General features: G+C 39.9%; 17 protein-coding genes. 16 read left to right on the top strand and 1 reads right to left on the bottom strand.

Going from position 1 to position 15252, the window contains the following annotated elements:
• The first annotated feature begins 455 nt into the window (after positions 1 to 455).
• From ATG66_RS20850 to ATG66_RS21070, 6 genes are all read left to right on the top strand, one after another.
• Positions 456 to 1178: a hypothetical protein gene (locus ATG66_RS20850; RefSeq protein ID WP_069524694.1), complete on the top strand. Its 723-nt coding sequence runs from the start codon at positions 456 to 458 to the stop codon at positions 1176 to 1178.
• A 133-nt stretch (positions 1179 to 1311) separates the two neighbouring features.
• Positions 1312 to 1965 (top strand): DUF5677 domain-containing protein, encoded by a 654-nt coding sequence (locus ATG66_RS13375; protein ID WP_098415751.1) that lies wholly within the window; start codon positions 1312 to 1314, stop codon positions 1963 to 1965.
• 141 nt (positions 1966 to 2106) lie between these two features.
• A complete protein-coding gene (locus tag ATG66_RS13370) occupies positions 2107 to 2625 on the top strand; it encodes a GNAT family N-acetyltransferase (protein ID WP_257145740.1) in 519 nt (172 codons plus the stop codon).
• A gap of 1203 nt (positions 2626 to 3828) precedes the next feature.
• Positions 3829 to 4359 carry a hypothetical protein gene (locus ATG66_RS13360; RefSeq protein ID WP_098415749.1) on the top strand — a complete coding sequence of 177 codons (531 nt, stop codon included), beginning with the start codon at positions 3829 to 3831 and terminating at the stop codon, positions 4357 to 4359.
• A 145-nt stretch (positions 4360 to 4504) separates the two neighbouring features.
• The gene (locus tag ATG66_RS13350; protein WP_098415747.1) at positions 4505 to 5095 is read left to right on the top strand and encodes an AbiV family abortive infection protein; all 591 of its coding nucleotides are present in this window, start codon (positions 4505 to 4507) and stop codon (positions 5093 to 5095) included.
• A gap of 184 nt (positions 5096 to 5279) precedes the next feature.
• Positions 5280 to 5405: a hypothetical protein gene (locus ATG66_RS21070; protein ID WP_257145739.1), complete on the top strand. Its 126-nt coding sequence runs from the start codon at positions 5280 to 5282 to the stop codon at positions 5403 to 5405.
• Between the two features lie 6 nt (positions 5406 to 5411).
• On the opposite strand, the gene ATG66_RS13345 is transcribed toward ATG66_RS21070, so the two are convergent.
• The gene (locus ATG66_RS13345; RefSeq protein ID WP_095661319.1) at positions 5412 to 6614 is read right to left on the bottom strand and encodes an IS256 family transposase; all 1203 of its coding nucleotides are present in this window, start codon (positions 6612 to 6614) and stop codon (positions 5412 to 5414) included.
• A gap of 428 nt (positions 6615 to 7042) precedes the next feature.
• On the opposite strand from ATG66_RS13345, the gene ATG66_RS13335 reads away from it, so the two are divergent.
• The 10 genes from ATG66_RS13335 (at position 7043) to ATG66_RS13280 (ending at position 15252) form a co-directional block, all read left to right on the top strand.
• Complete coding sequence (locus ATG66_RS13335; RefSeq protein WP_098415718.1) at positions 7043 to 7462, top strand: TIR domain-containing protein; 420 nt, start codon at positions 7043 to 7045, stop codon at positions 7460 to 7462.
• Positions 7463 to 7505: 43 nt separating this feature from the next.
• Complete coding sequence (locus tag ATG66_RS13330) at positions 7506 to 7988, top strand: MazG-related protein (RefSeq protein ID WP_098415717.1); 483 nt, start codon at positions 7506 to 7508, stop codon at positions 7986 to 7988.
• 156 nt (positions 7989 to 8144) lie between these two features.
• A complete protein-coding gene (locus ATG66_RS13320; RefSeq protein ID WP_098415746.1) occupies positions 8145 to 8714 on the top strand; it encodes a GNAT family N-acetyltransferase in 570 nt (189 codons plus the stop codon).
• A 121-nt stretch (positions 8715 to 8835) separates the two neighbouring features.
• Positions 8836 to 9519 (top strand): hypothetical protein, encoded by a 684-nt coding sequence (locus ATG66_RS20845; protein WP_098415745.1) that lies wholly within the window; start codon positions 8836 to 8838, stop codon positions 9517 to 9519.
• A gap of 571 nt (positions 9520 to 10090) precedes the next feature.
• Positions 10091 to 10849: a hypothetical protein gene (locus ATG66_RS13305; RefSeq protein ID WP_098415743.1), complete on the top strand. Its 759-nt coding sequence runs from the start codon at positions 10091 to 10093 to the stop codon at positions 10847 to 10849.
• A gap of 120 nt (positions 10850 to 10969) precedes the next feature.
• Entirely contained in the window at positions 10970 to 11587 is a 618-nt protein-coding gene (locus ATG66_RS13300; RefSeq protein WP_098415742.1) for a plasmid pRiA4b ORF-3 family protein, read from the top strand.
• Between the two features lie 197 nt (positions 11588 to 11784).
• Positions 11785 to 12042 carry a type II toxin-antitoxin system Phd/YefM family antitoxin gene (locus tag ATG66_RS13295; protein WP_098415741.1) on the top strand — a complete coding sequence of 86 codons (258 nt, stop codon included), beginning with the start codon at positions 11785 to 11787 and terminating at the stop codon, positions 12040 to 12042.
• Positions 12030 to 12332 carry a type II toxin-antitoxin system RelE/ParE family toxin gene (locus ATG66_RS13290; protein ID WP_025523589.1) on the top strand — a complete coding sequence of 101 codons (303 nt, stop codon included), beginning with the start codon at positions 12030 to 12032 and terminating at the stop codon, positions 12330 to 12332. The genes ATG66_RS13295 and ATG66_RS13290 overlap by 13 nt, the downstream gene beginning before the upstream one ends.
• A 1244-nt stretch (positions 12333 to 13576) precedes the next feature.
• Positions 13577 to 14005: a hypothetical protein gene (locus ATG66_RS13285; protein ID WP_098415740.1), complete on the top strand. Its 429-nt coding sequence runs from the start codon at positions 13577 to 13579 to the stop codon at positions 14003 to 14005.
• 44 nt (positions 14006 to 14049) lie between these two features.
• Positions 14050 to 15252: an IS256 family transposase gene (locus ATG66_RS13280; protein ID WP_095661319.1), complete on the top strand. Its 1203-nt coding sequence runs from the start codon at positions 14050 to 14052 to the stop codon at positions 15250 to 15252.

Genomic DNA, 15252 nt, shown 5'->3' with positions numbered 1-15252 from the left:
ACGCCTCTAAGGGTTGGTGACTATCAGGCTTGAAGGTGTATTTTGAGTTTCAGGTATATTGAAATTAGTCGTTTTAAGTTAAATTAGAGAGAGTTTTAATATTAGTGTTTGTCTTCAATCTTATGAGCTTTAGCATCTTAAGCATTGAAATAGTAGTCTAGTTTATGTAGCTCTTTACTCTAATCTGTATTCAGTTATGTTAGTTTCAGTATCTTACTTTTGGTATTTAGTTACCTTAATTTTGCCTGACACCTCGCGGATAACCGCTTGAAATTTATACTATGCATTTAAGCACTCATGTCAAGCAAGAAGTACCCTAACAAACTGTTTAAGAGTGATTCGCAACGCGTGGCATTTTCACTATGCGTTGGTTTAGGTGGTTAAGGTGGTATGCAGTGGCATCGGTATTGCGTTGCTCACACCTTAACAGGGCGTTATATTTTGGAGGAAAATTCATGCCACATCTAATGGCTGTTTGTGATAATTGTGGAAATGAATTCCCATCAGGCTTCTTTATCGAAGGTTGTTCTAATGTCACATTCACAGGGAATAAATCAGGGCCATGTCCAAATTGTGGGGGGATGGGTTCAGTCAACTATATTTCCGATGAAGATAAGCAAGATGCAATTTGGGCTATTGCAACAACTAAACAGTTTGAGTTGTTTCAAGATTCAATCACTAGCGTTGAAGCATTGTTGAAGATTCAATCAGGGCAAAAGGTAGAAAGAGCCCTTTTAATTATGCTACATACACATGTAGTGACAGCTATTGAATCTTATCTATCATCAATTACAATCCACAAAATTTTAAACTCAGAAGAGTTCAAACGAAAATTGGTCGAGAGTGACCCTGAGCTATCTAAACAAAAGTTTTCACTAAAAGAAATCTATGAAAAAAGTGAAAATATAGGTTTTATAGTTGCCCAGCACTTAAAAAGTATAATCTTCCATGATATGAAGAAGATAAAGCCAATGTATTCAAAAGTCTTCCAGTATGAGTTTGGCGATATTAAGTGGCTTTTTAAAGCTATATCTTTAAGGCATGATTGTGTTCATCGGGGAGGCTTTACACAAAATGGAGACTCTATTGATGTCAGTAAAAGCTCCCTCGGTGAGCTAGTTAAGTTGGCAAAATCTTTGATTAACAACCTAGAAGATCACTGGCAAACCAAAATATAACAAACAATTTAAGAGTGATTCAGCACGCTTGGCATTTTTGGTTTGAGTTAAGTTCAGTGTTTATGGTGGTTAAATTAAGTATCGTGTTTGCGTGCTTCACACCTTAATTGGGCGTTATGCATATGGAGCAAAAATGACATACGATGAACTAATACCAGTACGAGATGAAGTTTTATCTAGTATCAAGATGACTAATCACCGAGATAAAGTTGTAGCATCATGTATGGCGCGAATATTGGGTATAACAGATGATATTCAAATACTATTAATTTCTCGTCAGTACAGCTCTCTCGAAATCTTAATGAGGTCTGTTCTCGAAACTTATATTGAACTGAAGTGTTTGCTTGAAGATGAAAGTTATATTGAAAAATTTGACTTAAATTGCCAATTAGAAGAGCGCAAATATTATAAGCAATTTAAGCCAGATAATCCGTTTTACTCTGGTGTATCACAAGAAAAAGTAGAATCGATATTAGCATCCATTCCCAATAAAAAACCGATGGCAGTCTTTGACAAATTCAAGAAAGTAAATGAGGTCGATGCGTACAATACGTTATATGCTCATTTTTGCCGTTTTTCTCATGGTGGTTTACAAGCTCTTGCTTCAAAACATTTTGATGACAACAATGTTGTTATACAGAAAAGCCCTTCAAAGGAGTCGATGAAGTTTATCGAAGAGTCGTCATTCAATGTAGTAATTGCAACTCTGTTTGAAACTTCGCTCTACTTTAAGGCAAGTGAAGATCTAACAAATCAAATAGCGTCACTCAAGATAGAATATGCATAACAAGGCATTTAAGACGGATTCCCAACGCTCGGTACTTTGGGTTTGCTTCGACTTAAGTGTTTACGGCACAATACTTTTAGTGTGGTGGTCTGCGTTGCTCACCACTTAATGCGGCGTTATAAAACAAGGAGAGTTCTGCATTTGAAAATAGTAACGGATAGACTAGAAATGACTCAAATCACAGTGAAAGACTGGGATTTATACCAATCTTTAAATCGAGATCCTGCGGTAATAAAGTTCTGTTTTGATGAACCATCACCTAAGGAAATTAAGGACAATTTTAATTCTCGACTCCCAGTGTGGACTAAGGTTTCTGATCATTGGTTGTGCTTAACCATTATTGCAAGTGAAACTGGTGAAAAGATTGGAGTCACTGGCTTTCGTATGCGTGATGGTGCAGCTGAAGTTGGCTTTCTAATTCAACCTAAATACCATGGTCTTGGCTACGGCACTGAATCTCTAAAATCTCTGATTAACTGGGCATGTGAAGAGCAAGATATCCAATCGTTTAATGCAGTCGTAACTGAGGGTAACATTGGTTCAGAAAAAGTATTAACCAAGTGTGGTTTTTCGCTGAAAGAAGTTATTCCAGAAGCTTATGAAATCGGTGGTAAATTGTATGCAGATCATGTTTACCAATATGGAAAAATTGTTTTATAACAAAGCGTTTAAGACAGATTCCCAACGCTTGGCATTTTCCACTCCATCGTCTGGTCTCGTGTTTACGGTGGTATGGTTAGATTTCGTGGTAGCGTTGCTCACTACTTAACGCGGCGTTATGTTTACTTGTATTTCAGTGGCTTAAAGTTTCTTCGATCTCTGTTCTTTGCCTCTTTGGCAGTTCGTTCGAGTTACTTCAGCAAATCGGCATTGTCGGCCCAAGTTCATGAATTACTCAGCCCGTAAAACATACTAATGTTCGTGGGTTGCTTCATTTTCAGGTCGTGGCGGTTGGTTTTATGTTTCACTGGCTCTAAGTCGCTTCGAGTGTATTTGCCAGTTAGCATGTCGGCTTGGCAGTTGCCTCGGCAATTTACCATTGTATTGCGCTTTGGCTGGAAAGAGAGGGCGCTTGTTGAGGCTAAGTCGGGTTGCCTCATTGGGCAGGGAAGTGGAATTACGCGCTTGGTGTTTCGTGCATTTGGCGGCCAAGTGAGTTTGAGCGTGTGATTCACTTCTTGAAATGCGGTCAATAAAGTAGTTCTTTGCCAAATAAATCAGTAGTTTGTGGTAAAACATAACAAACAATTCAAGCAGACCCTCAACGCGTGGCGCTTTTGGTTTGCGTTGGTTTTAGTGTTTACGGCGCAATGCGGAAGGTGGGCTGGGGCGTTTCGGGCTACTTAATTGGGCGTTAGTTGCCAGTGTTAAAAACGCAGCTAAAGCAGAAATTTCAAGGCTAATGAATTGTGCAATTGTGCTCGATTTTTGTCTGGGTGTGGCTTGCTGAAGTTGCGTTCGATTTTTAATATTGTGGTTTTGTTTTGCCGTTTCAGACGCGAATGTACTCGTTGAAAGTGAGCTTTGTGGCATTGCCTTTCCAAAAGGTCTTTTTGGTGTTTTTAGTCAGTTTTCTACGGCGTTGCTAATTCCAAGTGGTTTCAGTGACAGGCGCTTTAAAACTGCGCCTGATTTGAGTTTTCAAAGCGCATCAAAAACGGTGTTGGCAAAGTGGAAATGGACTGGAAATCAAAGGTGTAGAATGGCAACTAACAAAGCGTTTAAGGCAGATTCGCAACGTTGGGCATTTTTGGTTTTCTTTGAATTTAGTGTTTATGGCACAATGGTTTAGGTTAGGTGGCAATGTTGCTCACTACTTAACGCGGCGTTATGTTCAACCATATCTCATTGGAGTAATTAGTTTTGGATAAGATTCAGTTGTCTAATCAGGTGGTTGGCGATGAACTGCAAGGGTTTGTTATTAGTGTTGTAACTGATATCGTCGCTGTATCTGCTACAGCTCTTGTTGGTTTGGGAAGTGTCTTTGTTTCACTTGCTCTAGTCTATGTAACGCGGAAAAACCAAAAGTCACAAAATGCAGTACATGCTGCAAGTCTAGCGATATCTCATTGGGATAACGTCCAAAGAAATACGGCAAAGTATTTATCATCTGTTTCCTGTCTGGGTATGGTAATTCGTAATCATAAAGGCGATGAAATGCCGTTGAATTTACCTCAATTATACTCTGAGATGATGGAAAACAGCCTGAATGTCACTCTGGTATTACCAGATTCAGATCAAGGCAAAATTATAAATCGGCTAATTGCAGACTTGAATAAAGCGGTTATAAATAGGGATTGCTCTCATACTGATTCAGGCGCTTTAGCTTCAGCTGTCGGTACGCAAATGAGAAACCTTTTGCGGGAAGAGCGTCAGAAGCACTTTGGAAATTGAACATAACAAATTGTTCAAGAGTGATTCGGCACGCGTGGCATTTTTACTATGCGTTAGTTTTAGTGGTTAAGGTGGTATGCGGAGGCTTTGGCATTGCGTGCCTCACACCTTAACAAGGCGTTAGCTGTACAGAGAGATTATATTTATGTATTCAGACAACGAGTTAAAACAATTATCTGAAATGGCGTACCAAAATGCTTGTGAACTTCTAGAAGAGTCATTAATTCTTTTCAATGCAAGTCGTTTTCCGCGAGCTTACGTGTTAGCCCATCTAGCAAGTGAAGAGATAGCTAAAATTCCAATGATTTATGGAACTAGAGTTCGGTTGAAAGGTAAAGAAAAAATAGGTTGGAAAAATTTCAATAAAAAACTTACAGGTCATCAATCTAAACTAAGATCTATCGCACAATTCGACTATATGAATGATGAGTTGGATTTAATAAGAAATCTAGATTTAAAGCGATACGAAACGCAATTAGATTTTGTAAAGAAATTTGATTTGATAAAAAACATGGGGCTTTATTCTGGCTATCATGAAAATACCGTGTTCAAGCCGAGCGATCAATTTACATTGGAGACTGCTAAGTCAATGATCAGTCTTACTGAAGGTCGGTTAAAATGTTTAAAATCAAATTGGCAAGGTATGATTTCAGGAGAAGTTACAGATCAAGCCTATGAAGTACATAAAGCATATATGGCGGCACGTGATATGTTTTACGATGAACCAAGCAGCTAACAAAGCGTTTAAGACGGATTCCCAACGCTCGGCATTTTTGGTTTGCCTCAGCTTAAGTGTTTACTGCACAATACTTTAAGTGCAGTGGTCTGCGTTGCTCACCACTTAACGCAGCGTTAGCTTTTTATCGCAATACTATCCAGTATAATAGCGGCATATAAAGAAAAAATAGAGATTAGATTGAATGAGTGATGACAGTAATTTTCAAGAGTACAAGCGTAATGCTGCTGACGAAATGGATTGGGTTGAAGTTGATCAACTTCATGAAGCGACTTTGAAAAGAGGGCGTTCAGAATTCTGTGTCAGCTAATTTTGGCTAAATATCTAAGACGTCATCCAAGCGACCTTCAAAATGAATCGCCAGTTGAGACAATGTCATATTCCAATTCTGTATTGGCATTGTCCATTTCTTAGAAGCATTCAATATCCCAGCATACAGTAGCTTAAGCAAGCTATTTTCATTTGGGAACCCACCCTTAGTTTTGGTCAGTTTACGGAATTGGCGATGTACGGCTTCAATAGCATTTGTCGTGTAAATAGCCTTTCGGACGTATTCTGGATATTTGAAGTAAACCGATAAATTTGCCCATTTGTTCCGCCAGGAACGAATCACTATTGGGTATTGCTGTCCCCATTTGGCTTCCAAACGATCCAACTCCATCTCGGCCGCTTCTTTGCTGACAGCCCGATAGACTGGCTTCAAGTCGGCCATAAACGCCTTCTGATGCTTAGAGGCAACATATTTCATAGAGTTACGGATTTGGTGAATGATGCATTGCTGAACTTCTGTATCAGGATAGATGGTTGCTATCGCTTCTGGGAAGCCTGTTAGCCCATCTACGCAGGCGATCAAGATATCTTCAACGCCGCGGTTATACAGATCTGTTAGCACGGAGAGCCAGTAATTAGCGCCTTCCGACTCTGACAGATAAAGACCGAGTAGCTCCTTTTTCCCCTCAACATCTAAGCCCAATATTGTGTATATCGCTTTGCTAACGTAGCGTCCGTCTTCTTTGATTTTATAGTGGATGGCATCAAGCCAGACAAAGGGATAAAGTGCATCGAGCGGACGTTGCTGCCACTCCTTCAGCTCAGGTATCAAACGGTCGGTAACACCTGTGATGGTGGCCTCAGAGACATCAATGCCATACATATCTTCTACGTGACCACGGATATCACGGTAGCTCATACCGAGCGAGAACATGGATAGGATCTTACGGTCGATCTCATCGGTCAATTTAGTCTGGTTCTTCTTAACTAACTGGGGTTCAAATGTTCCAGAGCGGTCGCGTGGGGTATCCAGTTCAAACGTGCCGACAGAAGACTTAATCGTTTTCTTGCTTGAGCCGTTCTTACGGTTAGGTTGCTCATCACCTTCAAGGTGCTGTTCGAGTTCTGCTTTCAAAGCAGCTTCTGTGATTTGTTTAATGAGCGGAGTTAAGAAGCCATCTTTACCTGTCAGGTCTTGGCCTGACTGAAGGGCTTTAATAGCTTGTTCTAGATCGAAGTCTTTGTTCATGTGTCATTCCTGTTTTGTATATCATACTGAAATGACACAGATTTCTAAACACTACCTTTGAAAATTAGTCAAAACTGTTTCGAATTTAAAAAACTATGTGTTGCGGTAATCGGTATAGCAGCTGTCGCACTTGGTAAACTAACATCTGATACTCTAGACCCTTCATATTTTGTAGTTCCCTTTCTTGTTGCGTTTGGCTTTTGGATTGCTGACTTTACTGCATATTATTATCAACGAGTTACCAGAAAACGCATGAATATAAGGCTTCAGGCAATAGCATCAAGAAACCAACTTTCAACCGATAATCTCTCAATAGTAAATGTTAGTTGGGGCAACGCTATGTTTAATTTATCTATGTCGCTTTACTTCGTTCTAATGTCTTTGTCTGTAGTTGGATTTTTCTTGTTTTCTCAAGGTCGCATTGCGTAATGAACATTTTTATTAGCTATACCCTTCGAGATGAGGTGATCACAGTTGATCATCTTAAGTCTATATCAGAGGTTGTCTCTGATTACGGCAAGCCATTTGTAGACATCATTGATAATGACGCAAAAGACAAACAAAAATTTGTCATTGAGCAACTAGATAATTCTGATCTGGTCGTGCTACTTAACACTGATTCTGTTTCAAAATCTAAGTGGGTTAGGTTGGAAATCGACCGAGCAAATAAAAACAATACGCCTGTAATTAGTATTCCGTTAAACGGAAGTCAGTCAATCCGCTTAAATTACATAAACAAATACTTACGTGCAGAACTAAAAAAAGCTAACAAAGCATTTAAGAGTGATTCGCAACGCTTGCCATTTTCGCTTCGCTCAAAGTATAGGCAAGCGCTGCTCACACCTTAATGCGGCGTTATGGCGCAGGGCAAAATTCAGCTAAGGGAGCTAGATGAGTGATAAAGTTAAAGTAGCCTTGCAGTGGCTCAAAGAAATCTTGGATGCAGAGGTTGTGGAGTATCAAATAGTAGGTGGATTAGCGGCAACTATTTATGGTGGAAGTCGGGAAGTCGCAGATATAGATCTTTATATTCGAAACTCAGACGCAGATAAAGTGTTATCGCATGTATCAAAATACATATCCAAACCGTTAACTCATTATGTCGAATATGGTTGGGATTTAGAGTATTTCCAATTGGTTTACCAAAATCAAAAAATTGAAATCGGTTTGTCTGAACATACTAAGATACAATCACATCAAGATGGCTCTTGGCACCAGCTTGAAATCTCCTTTTCAGAATCAGTTATTAAAAATTATCAAGGCATAGAGTTGCCAGTTATCCCAGTTCATCGTTTAGTCGAGTACAAGCGGATATTGGGCAGGGAAGTAGACCAAATTGACATACAAGAGCTAACGTTGAGCGTAGCGCCATAACAAATTGTTCAAGAGTGATTCGGCACGCGTGGCATTTTTACTATGTATTGGTTTTAGTGGTTAAGGTGTTATGCGGAAGCATTGGTATCGCGTGCCTCACACCTTAACAAGGCGTTATATTTTTTCAGTTCGTATTTAACATATAGAGGTATAGTTATGGAAATTAAACCAGAGTTTTTCTTGGATGAAATATTCAAAATTGAAGCTGAAGGAATGCTCAGTGATATCATGCTATCAACAGTAATGGTTTCGTTGGCATTTGATTTTGACGAACAAAAGCAAAAAGTAGCGTTAGGTTATATTTCCGATGTTTTGAGGGAGTGTTACAACGCGGGTCATTTACAAGTTGCGGTGCAGCACGAAGGTGAAACTTTGTACGGGTTTGCTTTGTTGTTTATTCATCCCCAGCATCCAGCGACCTATCTACACAAAATATTTGTACATGAACCGTATAGAAACAATGGGTTAGGTACAAATATTTTAAAGAATCTAACAGATTCAGTGAGTAGTGTTAATTTGGTATGCCCTGATAGTAAAGTTGATTTTTATGAGAAAAATGGCTTTCGTTATGTTCAACCTTTTCAAATTCCCGAAAATGACCAGTTTCAATTGTCTAAAGGTTTGTATTCAGGTTTGTCGATAATGACTTCTTCTGAAGACACTATGGAAGCCCCAATATTTTTCCTCAATGACAACGATCTTAGAACTATCGCTGGGTTGAAATAAAAATATAACAAAGCATTTAAGAGTGATTCGCAACGCTTGGCAGTTTCGCTTCGCTCAAGTATAGCCAATCGCTGCTCACACCTTAATGCGGCGTTAGCATTACAACTGAGGAGAGCATAATTTGATTTCATTGGCAGAGGTTACCGCCTTTCTGGTAGTAGCTATTCCATTATTTAGGTTCCTTAACGATTGGTTATCCGCTCGAAACCAGTTCCGGATTAAAAGCCTTGAGCTTTTCTATCAATGCTTTGAAGCTGAATCAAACAAGTCAATGAAATTAGTCGTTGAACAACAGTTTAAATCGGTGTTTAAGTTAAATGCTGACTTTGACGTAGTAGAAGCCTTATTGCTTTCGAATCAACCTAGTAAGGCTATTCAATTGTATAAAAAGTGCAAAGCTTATGTGGTTGTAGAATCTCAAGCATTGAAATTATCAGATAAGTATGTGGATCTGAATCGTCGCAAGCGTGAGTATTACCTTAAACCTATACGAAATTTTTCACTGTATTTCCTGACTGCTATGCCTGCAATATATTTGGGGCTTTGGTCATATGAACAGTTCACATCCTTATATACAGGCGACATCGTTTTGTCACCCTCGCATATTGGAAGTGCATTTATATCTTTGATTGCTTCAATAACAATGGCATTTATTGCTTACATCAGCGTAACTGATTCAGCAAGCATCAAATATGCGGAAGAACTCGTAGGTCAATATGACCATGATTTTCAAAAAGCTGATTTGGGAGTAAGAATAATGCTAACAAAGCGTTTAAGGCAGATTCGCAACGCTTGGCAGTCTTAGTTTTAATCAGTTTAAGTGTTTACGGTGTTATGGATAAGGTTAAGTAGCAGCGTTGCTCACTACTTAACGCGGCGTTAGGCTAATGGGGGTAAAATTCATATTTCATTCCCATTTCAAGGTAAATCGAGACTTTCTGCCTTGCCTGAGAAGTGAGCAAAAGTAGTATGTGCTGTAGAACTCTACTTCAAGTCAATTTTGCAGGTAACAAGTGAATATACTTCTAATCATAGCTACGGTTTTTATAGCCAAATTTATCGGTTCACAAATGGGATTCACCTATAACCTGTTTTCAGATCCGTTCAGTCTTAAACTAGCTCTAATTGACTTTGGTCTGTTTGTCGTTGTCGGTGTGGTTCTAAGTTTTATTTACAACAAGACCAAACATGCATTCAAGAACTTCAGGCAGAATTAGCCTAACAAAGCGTTTAAGACGGATTCCCAACGCTCGGCATTTTCGGTTTGATTCAGCTTTAGTGTTTACGGCACAATGGTTTAGGTAAGGTGGTCTGCGTTGCTCACCACTTAACGCGGCGTTATGGCGCAACGGGTAGTCGAAATTTCGAGATATTGTATGATGTTTATGCTTTACAAAAGATTGTTAAGTTACTTCTTCAAACGAAATGAAGATCGTAATAATTACTACCAGATTCGGTGGGAGAATGAAGATACTGGAGATGAGTATCTGATTACTTCATTATTAAAGAAAGGTGTTGAAGTTCAGGTTAAGAACAGAGGTAAAGGAACTCGAGATCGAAAGTACTTCGCATATCAGCGGCTAACTGCTTTAAAAACTGAAATATATGTCTTAAATTTCTACCATTTTTTAACAATTCGCACTCATGGTTTATTTTACGGGTTTGTAAGTGATTTATTTGGTTATAAAAAACTATTGTGTCGTTGGAAACATCGTAAACAATTCGACTTCAATGCAAAGCCGCTGCTTAAAAAAGACCGCCATATGATTTTAAAAGCGATTGTTGAAAAACAGTTAGTAGAGCCTAGGGCTCGTTTTCATCGTCTTAATGTAATGCCATTGTTGGAAGGAGGGATGTGGCTACATCACCCAAATAAAGATCGAGATATAGCATTCATAAAACTATGTCTGGAATCATGGGCTGATACTGGTGAGTTGACCCCAGAAAAGGATAATGGCTGGTTTAAAGTCGGACCTAAAGCTGTTGAAACAATCGAAAGAATGGAGCGAGAAGAGTTAGTTCATAATGACAACGTTAAGCAAGCGAACCATATTAAGTATCTGACAGTGTGCTTGGTCTTAGTTGGTATCGTCCAAGCAATTGCAACCGCATACCAGGCATACAATGCGCCATAACAAAGCATTTAAGAGTGATTCGCAACGCTTGGCAGTTTCGCTTCGCTCAAGTATAGCCAAGCGCCGCTCACACCTTAATGCGGCGTTATATTTTTATTTGAATTCATAGGACTATAAATTATGCATCAAAAGATTCTTCGATTCAGAGTTTCTCTATCGGGAAGCGAACCGGAAATTTGGCGAGAAATTGATGTGCCAGATCATTACAACTTCTGGGAATTGCATGTTGCTATTCAAGATGCAATGGGTTGGCTTGATTACCATTTACATGAATTTTCTCCAAGAAAAGCTGGTCCTACAAAAGGTAAGCGGATCGGCCTTCCCGAGTCAGAGCATGATGAAAGTATAATTGCAGGTTGGGAACTTTCGGCCAAAAAATATTTCACATCACTGGGCAATACTATTGATTATGTTTATGATTTTGGTGATAGTTGGCATCACGAAGTCACTTTGGTTGGTATGTTTTTAGCTTCCTTAGATTCTACTTTCCCTCAATGCTTAGACGGAAAAATGGCTTGTCCACCAGAAGATAGTGGTGGCTTACATGGTTATCAGAGTGTGTTAGAAATATTGTCCGATCAAAGCCATGAGGAATATGTCGATACAGTTGAGTGGCTGAAAAATCATGCAAAAAATTATTGGCCATACGACCAGCATGCGTTTAGCCCGAAAAAAGTCGAATTTTCAGACCCTTATCTACGCTGGTGTAATGCATTTAATCAGCCCTATCAGCCGTAAAAAATATAACAAACAATTTAAGTGTGATTCAGCACGCTTGGCATTTTTGGTTTGGGTTTAGTTTAGTGATTACGGTGCTCAAACTGACTATCTTGGTAGCGTGCTTCACACCTTAATTGGGCGTTAGCCGTCATGGAGCTTGCTATACGTAAAGTGATAGAATAGTATCACTATAGTATTCCTTTGGAGTTGCTCTCATGAAAGTAGAATTAGTCACGTCACTCAAGCGTCAAGCAACTAAGATCCTCGCCGATCTGCACGACACTAAAGAACCAGTATTAATTACCGAGCACGGTAAACCATCAGCATATTTGATCGATGTTGATGATTACGAGTTTATGCAAAACCGTTTGTCAATTCTTGAGGGTATTGCGCGAGGCGAACGCGCACTAGCTGATGGCAAAGTGGTTAGTCACGAAGAAGCCAAGGACAAAATGTCAAAATGGCTGAAATAATCTGGACTGAGCCAGCGCTATCCGACCTCAATGATATCGCTGAATACATCGCACTTGAAAATGTCGTTGCAGCAAAGCAATTGGTTCAAACGATTTTTTCTAAAGTTGAGCGTCTAGAGAGTTTTCCGGAATCAGGGCGTATTCCACCTGAATTAGAACATTTAAGTTACCGTGAGGTTGTTGTTAATCCATGTCGTGTATTCTATAAACAAGACGCAGACAAAGTATTTATTCTGTTTGTTATGCGTGCCGAAAGAGATTTGCGTAAGTTCCTGTTGAGTAAACAATAACCTTTGAAAATGAGCGGCTAACAAACGCTTTAAGACGGATTCGCAACGCGTGGCATTTTTACCATGCGTTGATTTAAGTGATTAAGGTGGTGTGCGGAAACATCGGTATTGCGTTGCTCACCACTTAAGCGGGCGTTAGTTTGCAAAGGGCAGAAAAGCGTTTGTGGTCTAAGAGCGTTGTTCTACGTTCTAGCTATTCACCTGTTCGTTTTTCAATCTCACGAACTTTCCGGTGGCACTATGTTGGAAGCGTTTGCGGTGAGTTAGTCACTTACAGGTTCTAACATTGTTGCTAGTTCTTTGGTGCGTTTTCTTTGTCTTGGCGGCTCATTCGTTAACAAATAGCTTAGTCACATTTGGTTGTCAGGTTGGTCGAACGAATCCTTTGTTAGTTAAAGTGCTTCAAACCGTGGTTGTTTGTCGTATGTCGCTTCTTAGCCAAGTGCGTTTTGTCGGTTGCATTTAAATTCTTAGCTGCTCGTTTTACTTTTGTGTTCAAAGCCAGTAGTTTTGTAACTAATTCAGCATCTTGGCGCTAAACCTTTGGTTTTATCGCGGTGGCAAACTAACAAAGCGCTTAAGACGGACTAACAAACGCTCGGCATTTTTGGTTTGGTTAAGTTGTGTGTTTAAGGTGTTCAAATTGAGTCAGGTGGCAGGTTTGTTAGCCACTTAGCTTAGCGTTAGCTTCACTCTGGCAAGGTTGTCTATAATTTGCAATATAAAATACAATTGTGGGCATAATGATGTTTAAGTTTTACGGGGCAATCATCGTAATAGTCGGGGCTGTATGGCTTTATCGAGCAAATGACGGGGTACCTCCCAGTACCAACAATAAGTGGGGGGCATGTTACAATCAATTGTATGCCGCCAACCACCCAAGTGATCGTCGCGTTGGAGACCCCGCCTTTCGCATTGGGAATGGGATGTTTGTTAGGCAAGAAGTGTACTTTTGCCGAAATGAATTTGTTAGTTGGATAAACTCTTCCCGCAGTCAGCAGTCCATATATGACGTAGAGTTATCCAAGAAGTTAACTAGGTATATTGTATGCCGAGATAAAGGTAACGATCATCAGTCTTGTAACTCATAAGCATGAAGCTAACAAAGCGTTTAAGACGGATTCACAACGCTTGGCATTTTTAGTTTGAATCAGCTTTAGTGTTTACGGCACAATGGTTTAGGTTTGGTGGTTGCGTTGTTCACCACTTAACGCGGCGTTAAGTTTATCAAGGAGCTAGGTGATATGAAAAAATTGATACCAATACTGATTTTGTTTACAAGTGCGTCTTCAGCGTATGACTTTGATGCATGGACTTATAAGTCGAAAAAAGATCAACTTACAGATGAAGAGTATTCGTATGCTTATTCAAGCGGAGTAAATTATCAGTATAACAACTACTTTAACATTGGCTTTCAATGTAAGAACGGCCGAGTTCGTTTTGAAGTTTCTGCAGATACTCTAATTGAATCAAAGAATAAGCCTTTTACATTTACCTATAGAGTTGACAAAAAACCTTCCAATACAATTCAAATGAAAACATATTCAAATGATGGTCAAGGCGGTTACTCTTATGACAAGGCAGAAATTGTCGCAAGGGACATTCTAGGTGGTTCTTCTATATTTGTACGTGCTATTTCTTGGAACAACGACTACCTTCAAGGTAGTGTTTAGAAATCTGTGTCATTTCAGTATGATATACAAAACAGGAATGACACATGAACAAAGACTTCGATCTAGAACAAGCTATTAAAGCCCTTCAGTCAGGCCAAGACCTGACAGGTAAAGATGGCTTCTTAACTCCGCTCATTAAACAAATCACAGAAGCTGCTTTGAAAGCAGAACTCGAACAGCACCTTGAAGGTGATGAGCAACCTAACCGTAAGAACGGCTCAAGCAAGAAAACGATTAAGTCTTCTGTCGGCACGTTTGAACTGGATACCCCACGCGACCGCTCTGGAACATTTGAACCCCAGTTAGTTAAGAAGAACCAGACTAAATTGACCGATGAGATCGACCGTAAGATCCTATCCATGTTCTCGCTCGGTATGAGCTACCGTGATATCCGTGGTCACGTAGAAGATATGTATGGCATTGATGTCTCTGAGGCCACCATCACAGGTGTTACCGACCGTTTGATACCTGAGCTGAAGGAGTGGCAGCAACGTCCGCTCGATGCACTTTATCCCTTTGTCTGGCTTGATGCCATCCACTATAAAATCAAAGAAGACGGACGCTACGTTAGCAAAGCGATATACACAATATTGGGCTTAGATGTTGAGGGGAAAAAGGAGCTACTCGGTCTTTATCTGTCAGAGTCGGAAGGCGCTAATTACTGGCTCTCCGTGCTAACAGATCTGTATAACCGCGGCGTTGAAGATATCTTGATCGCCTGCGTAGATGGGCTAACAGGCTTCCCAGAAGCGATAGCAACCATCTATCCTGATACAGAAGTTCAGCAATGCATCATTCACCAAATCCGTAACTCTATGAAATATGTTGCCTCTAAGCATCAGAAGGCGTTTATGGCCGACTTGAAGCCAGTCTATCGGGCTGTCAGCAAAGAAGCGGCCGAGATGGAGTTGGATCGTTTGGAAGCCAAATGGGGACAGCAATACCCAATAGTGATTCGTTCCTGGCGGAACAAATGGGCAAATTTATCGGTTTACTTCAAATATCCAGAATACGTCCGAAAGGCTATTTACACGACAAATGCTATTGAAGCCGTACATCGCCAATTCCGTAAACTGACCAAAACTAAGGGTGGGTTCCCAAATGAAAATAGCTTGCTTAAGCTACTGTATGCTGGGATATTGAATGCTTCTAAGAAATGGACAATGCCAATACAGAATTGGAATATGACATTGTCTCAACTGGCGATTCATTTTGAAGGTCGCTTGGATGACGTCTTAGATATTTAG

Origin of the sequence: Vibrio sp. ES.051 (genome assembly GCF_002563795.1) — a bacterium.
GTDB lineage: Bacteria > Pseudomonadota > Gammaproteobacteria > Enterobacterales > Vibrionaceae > Vibrio.
Note: the sequence above shows the minus strand (reverse complement) of the source record. Positions and strands in the feature narration are given on the sequence as shown.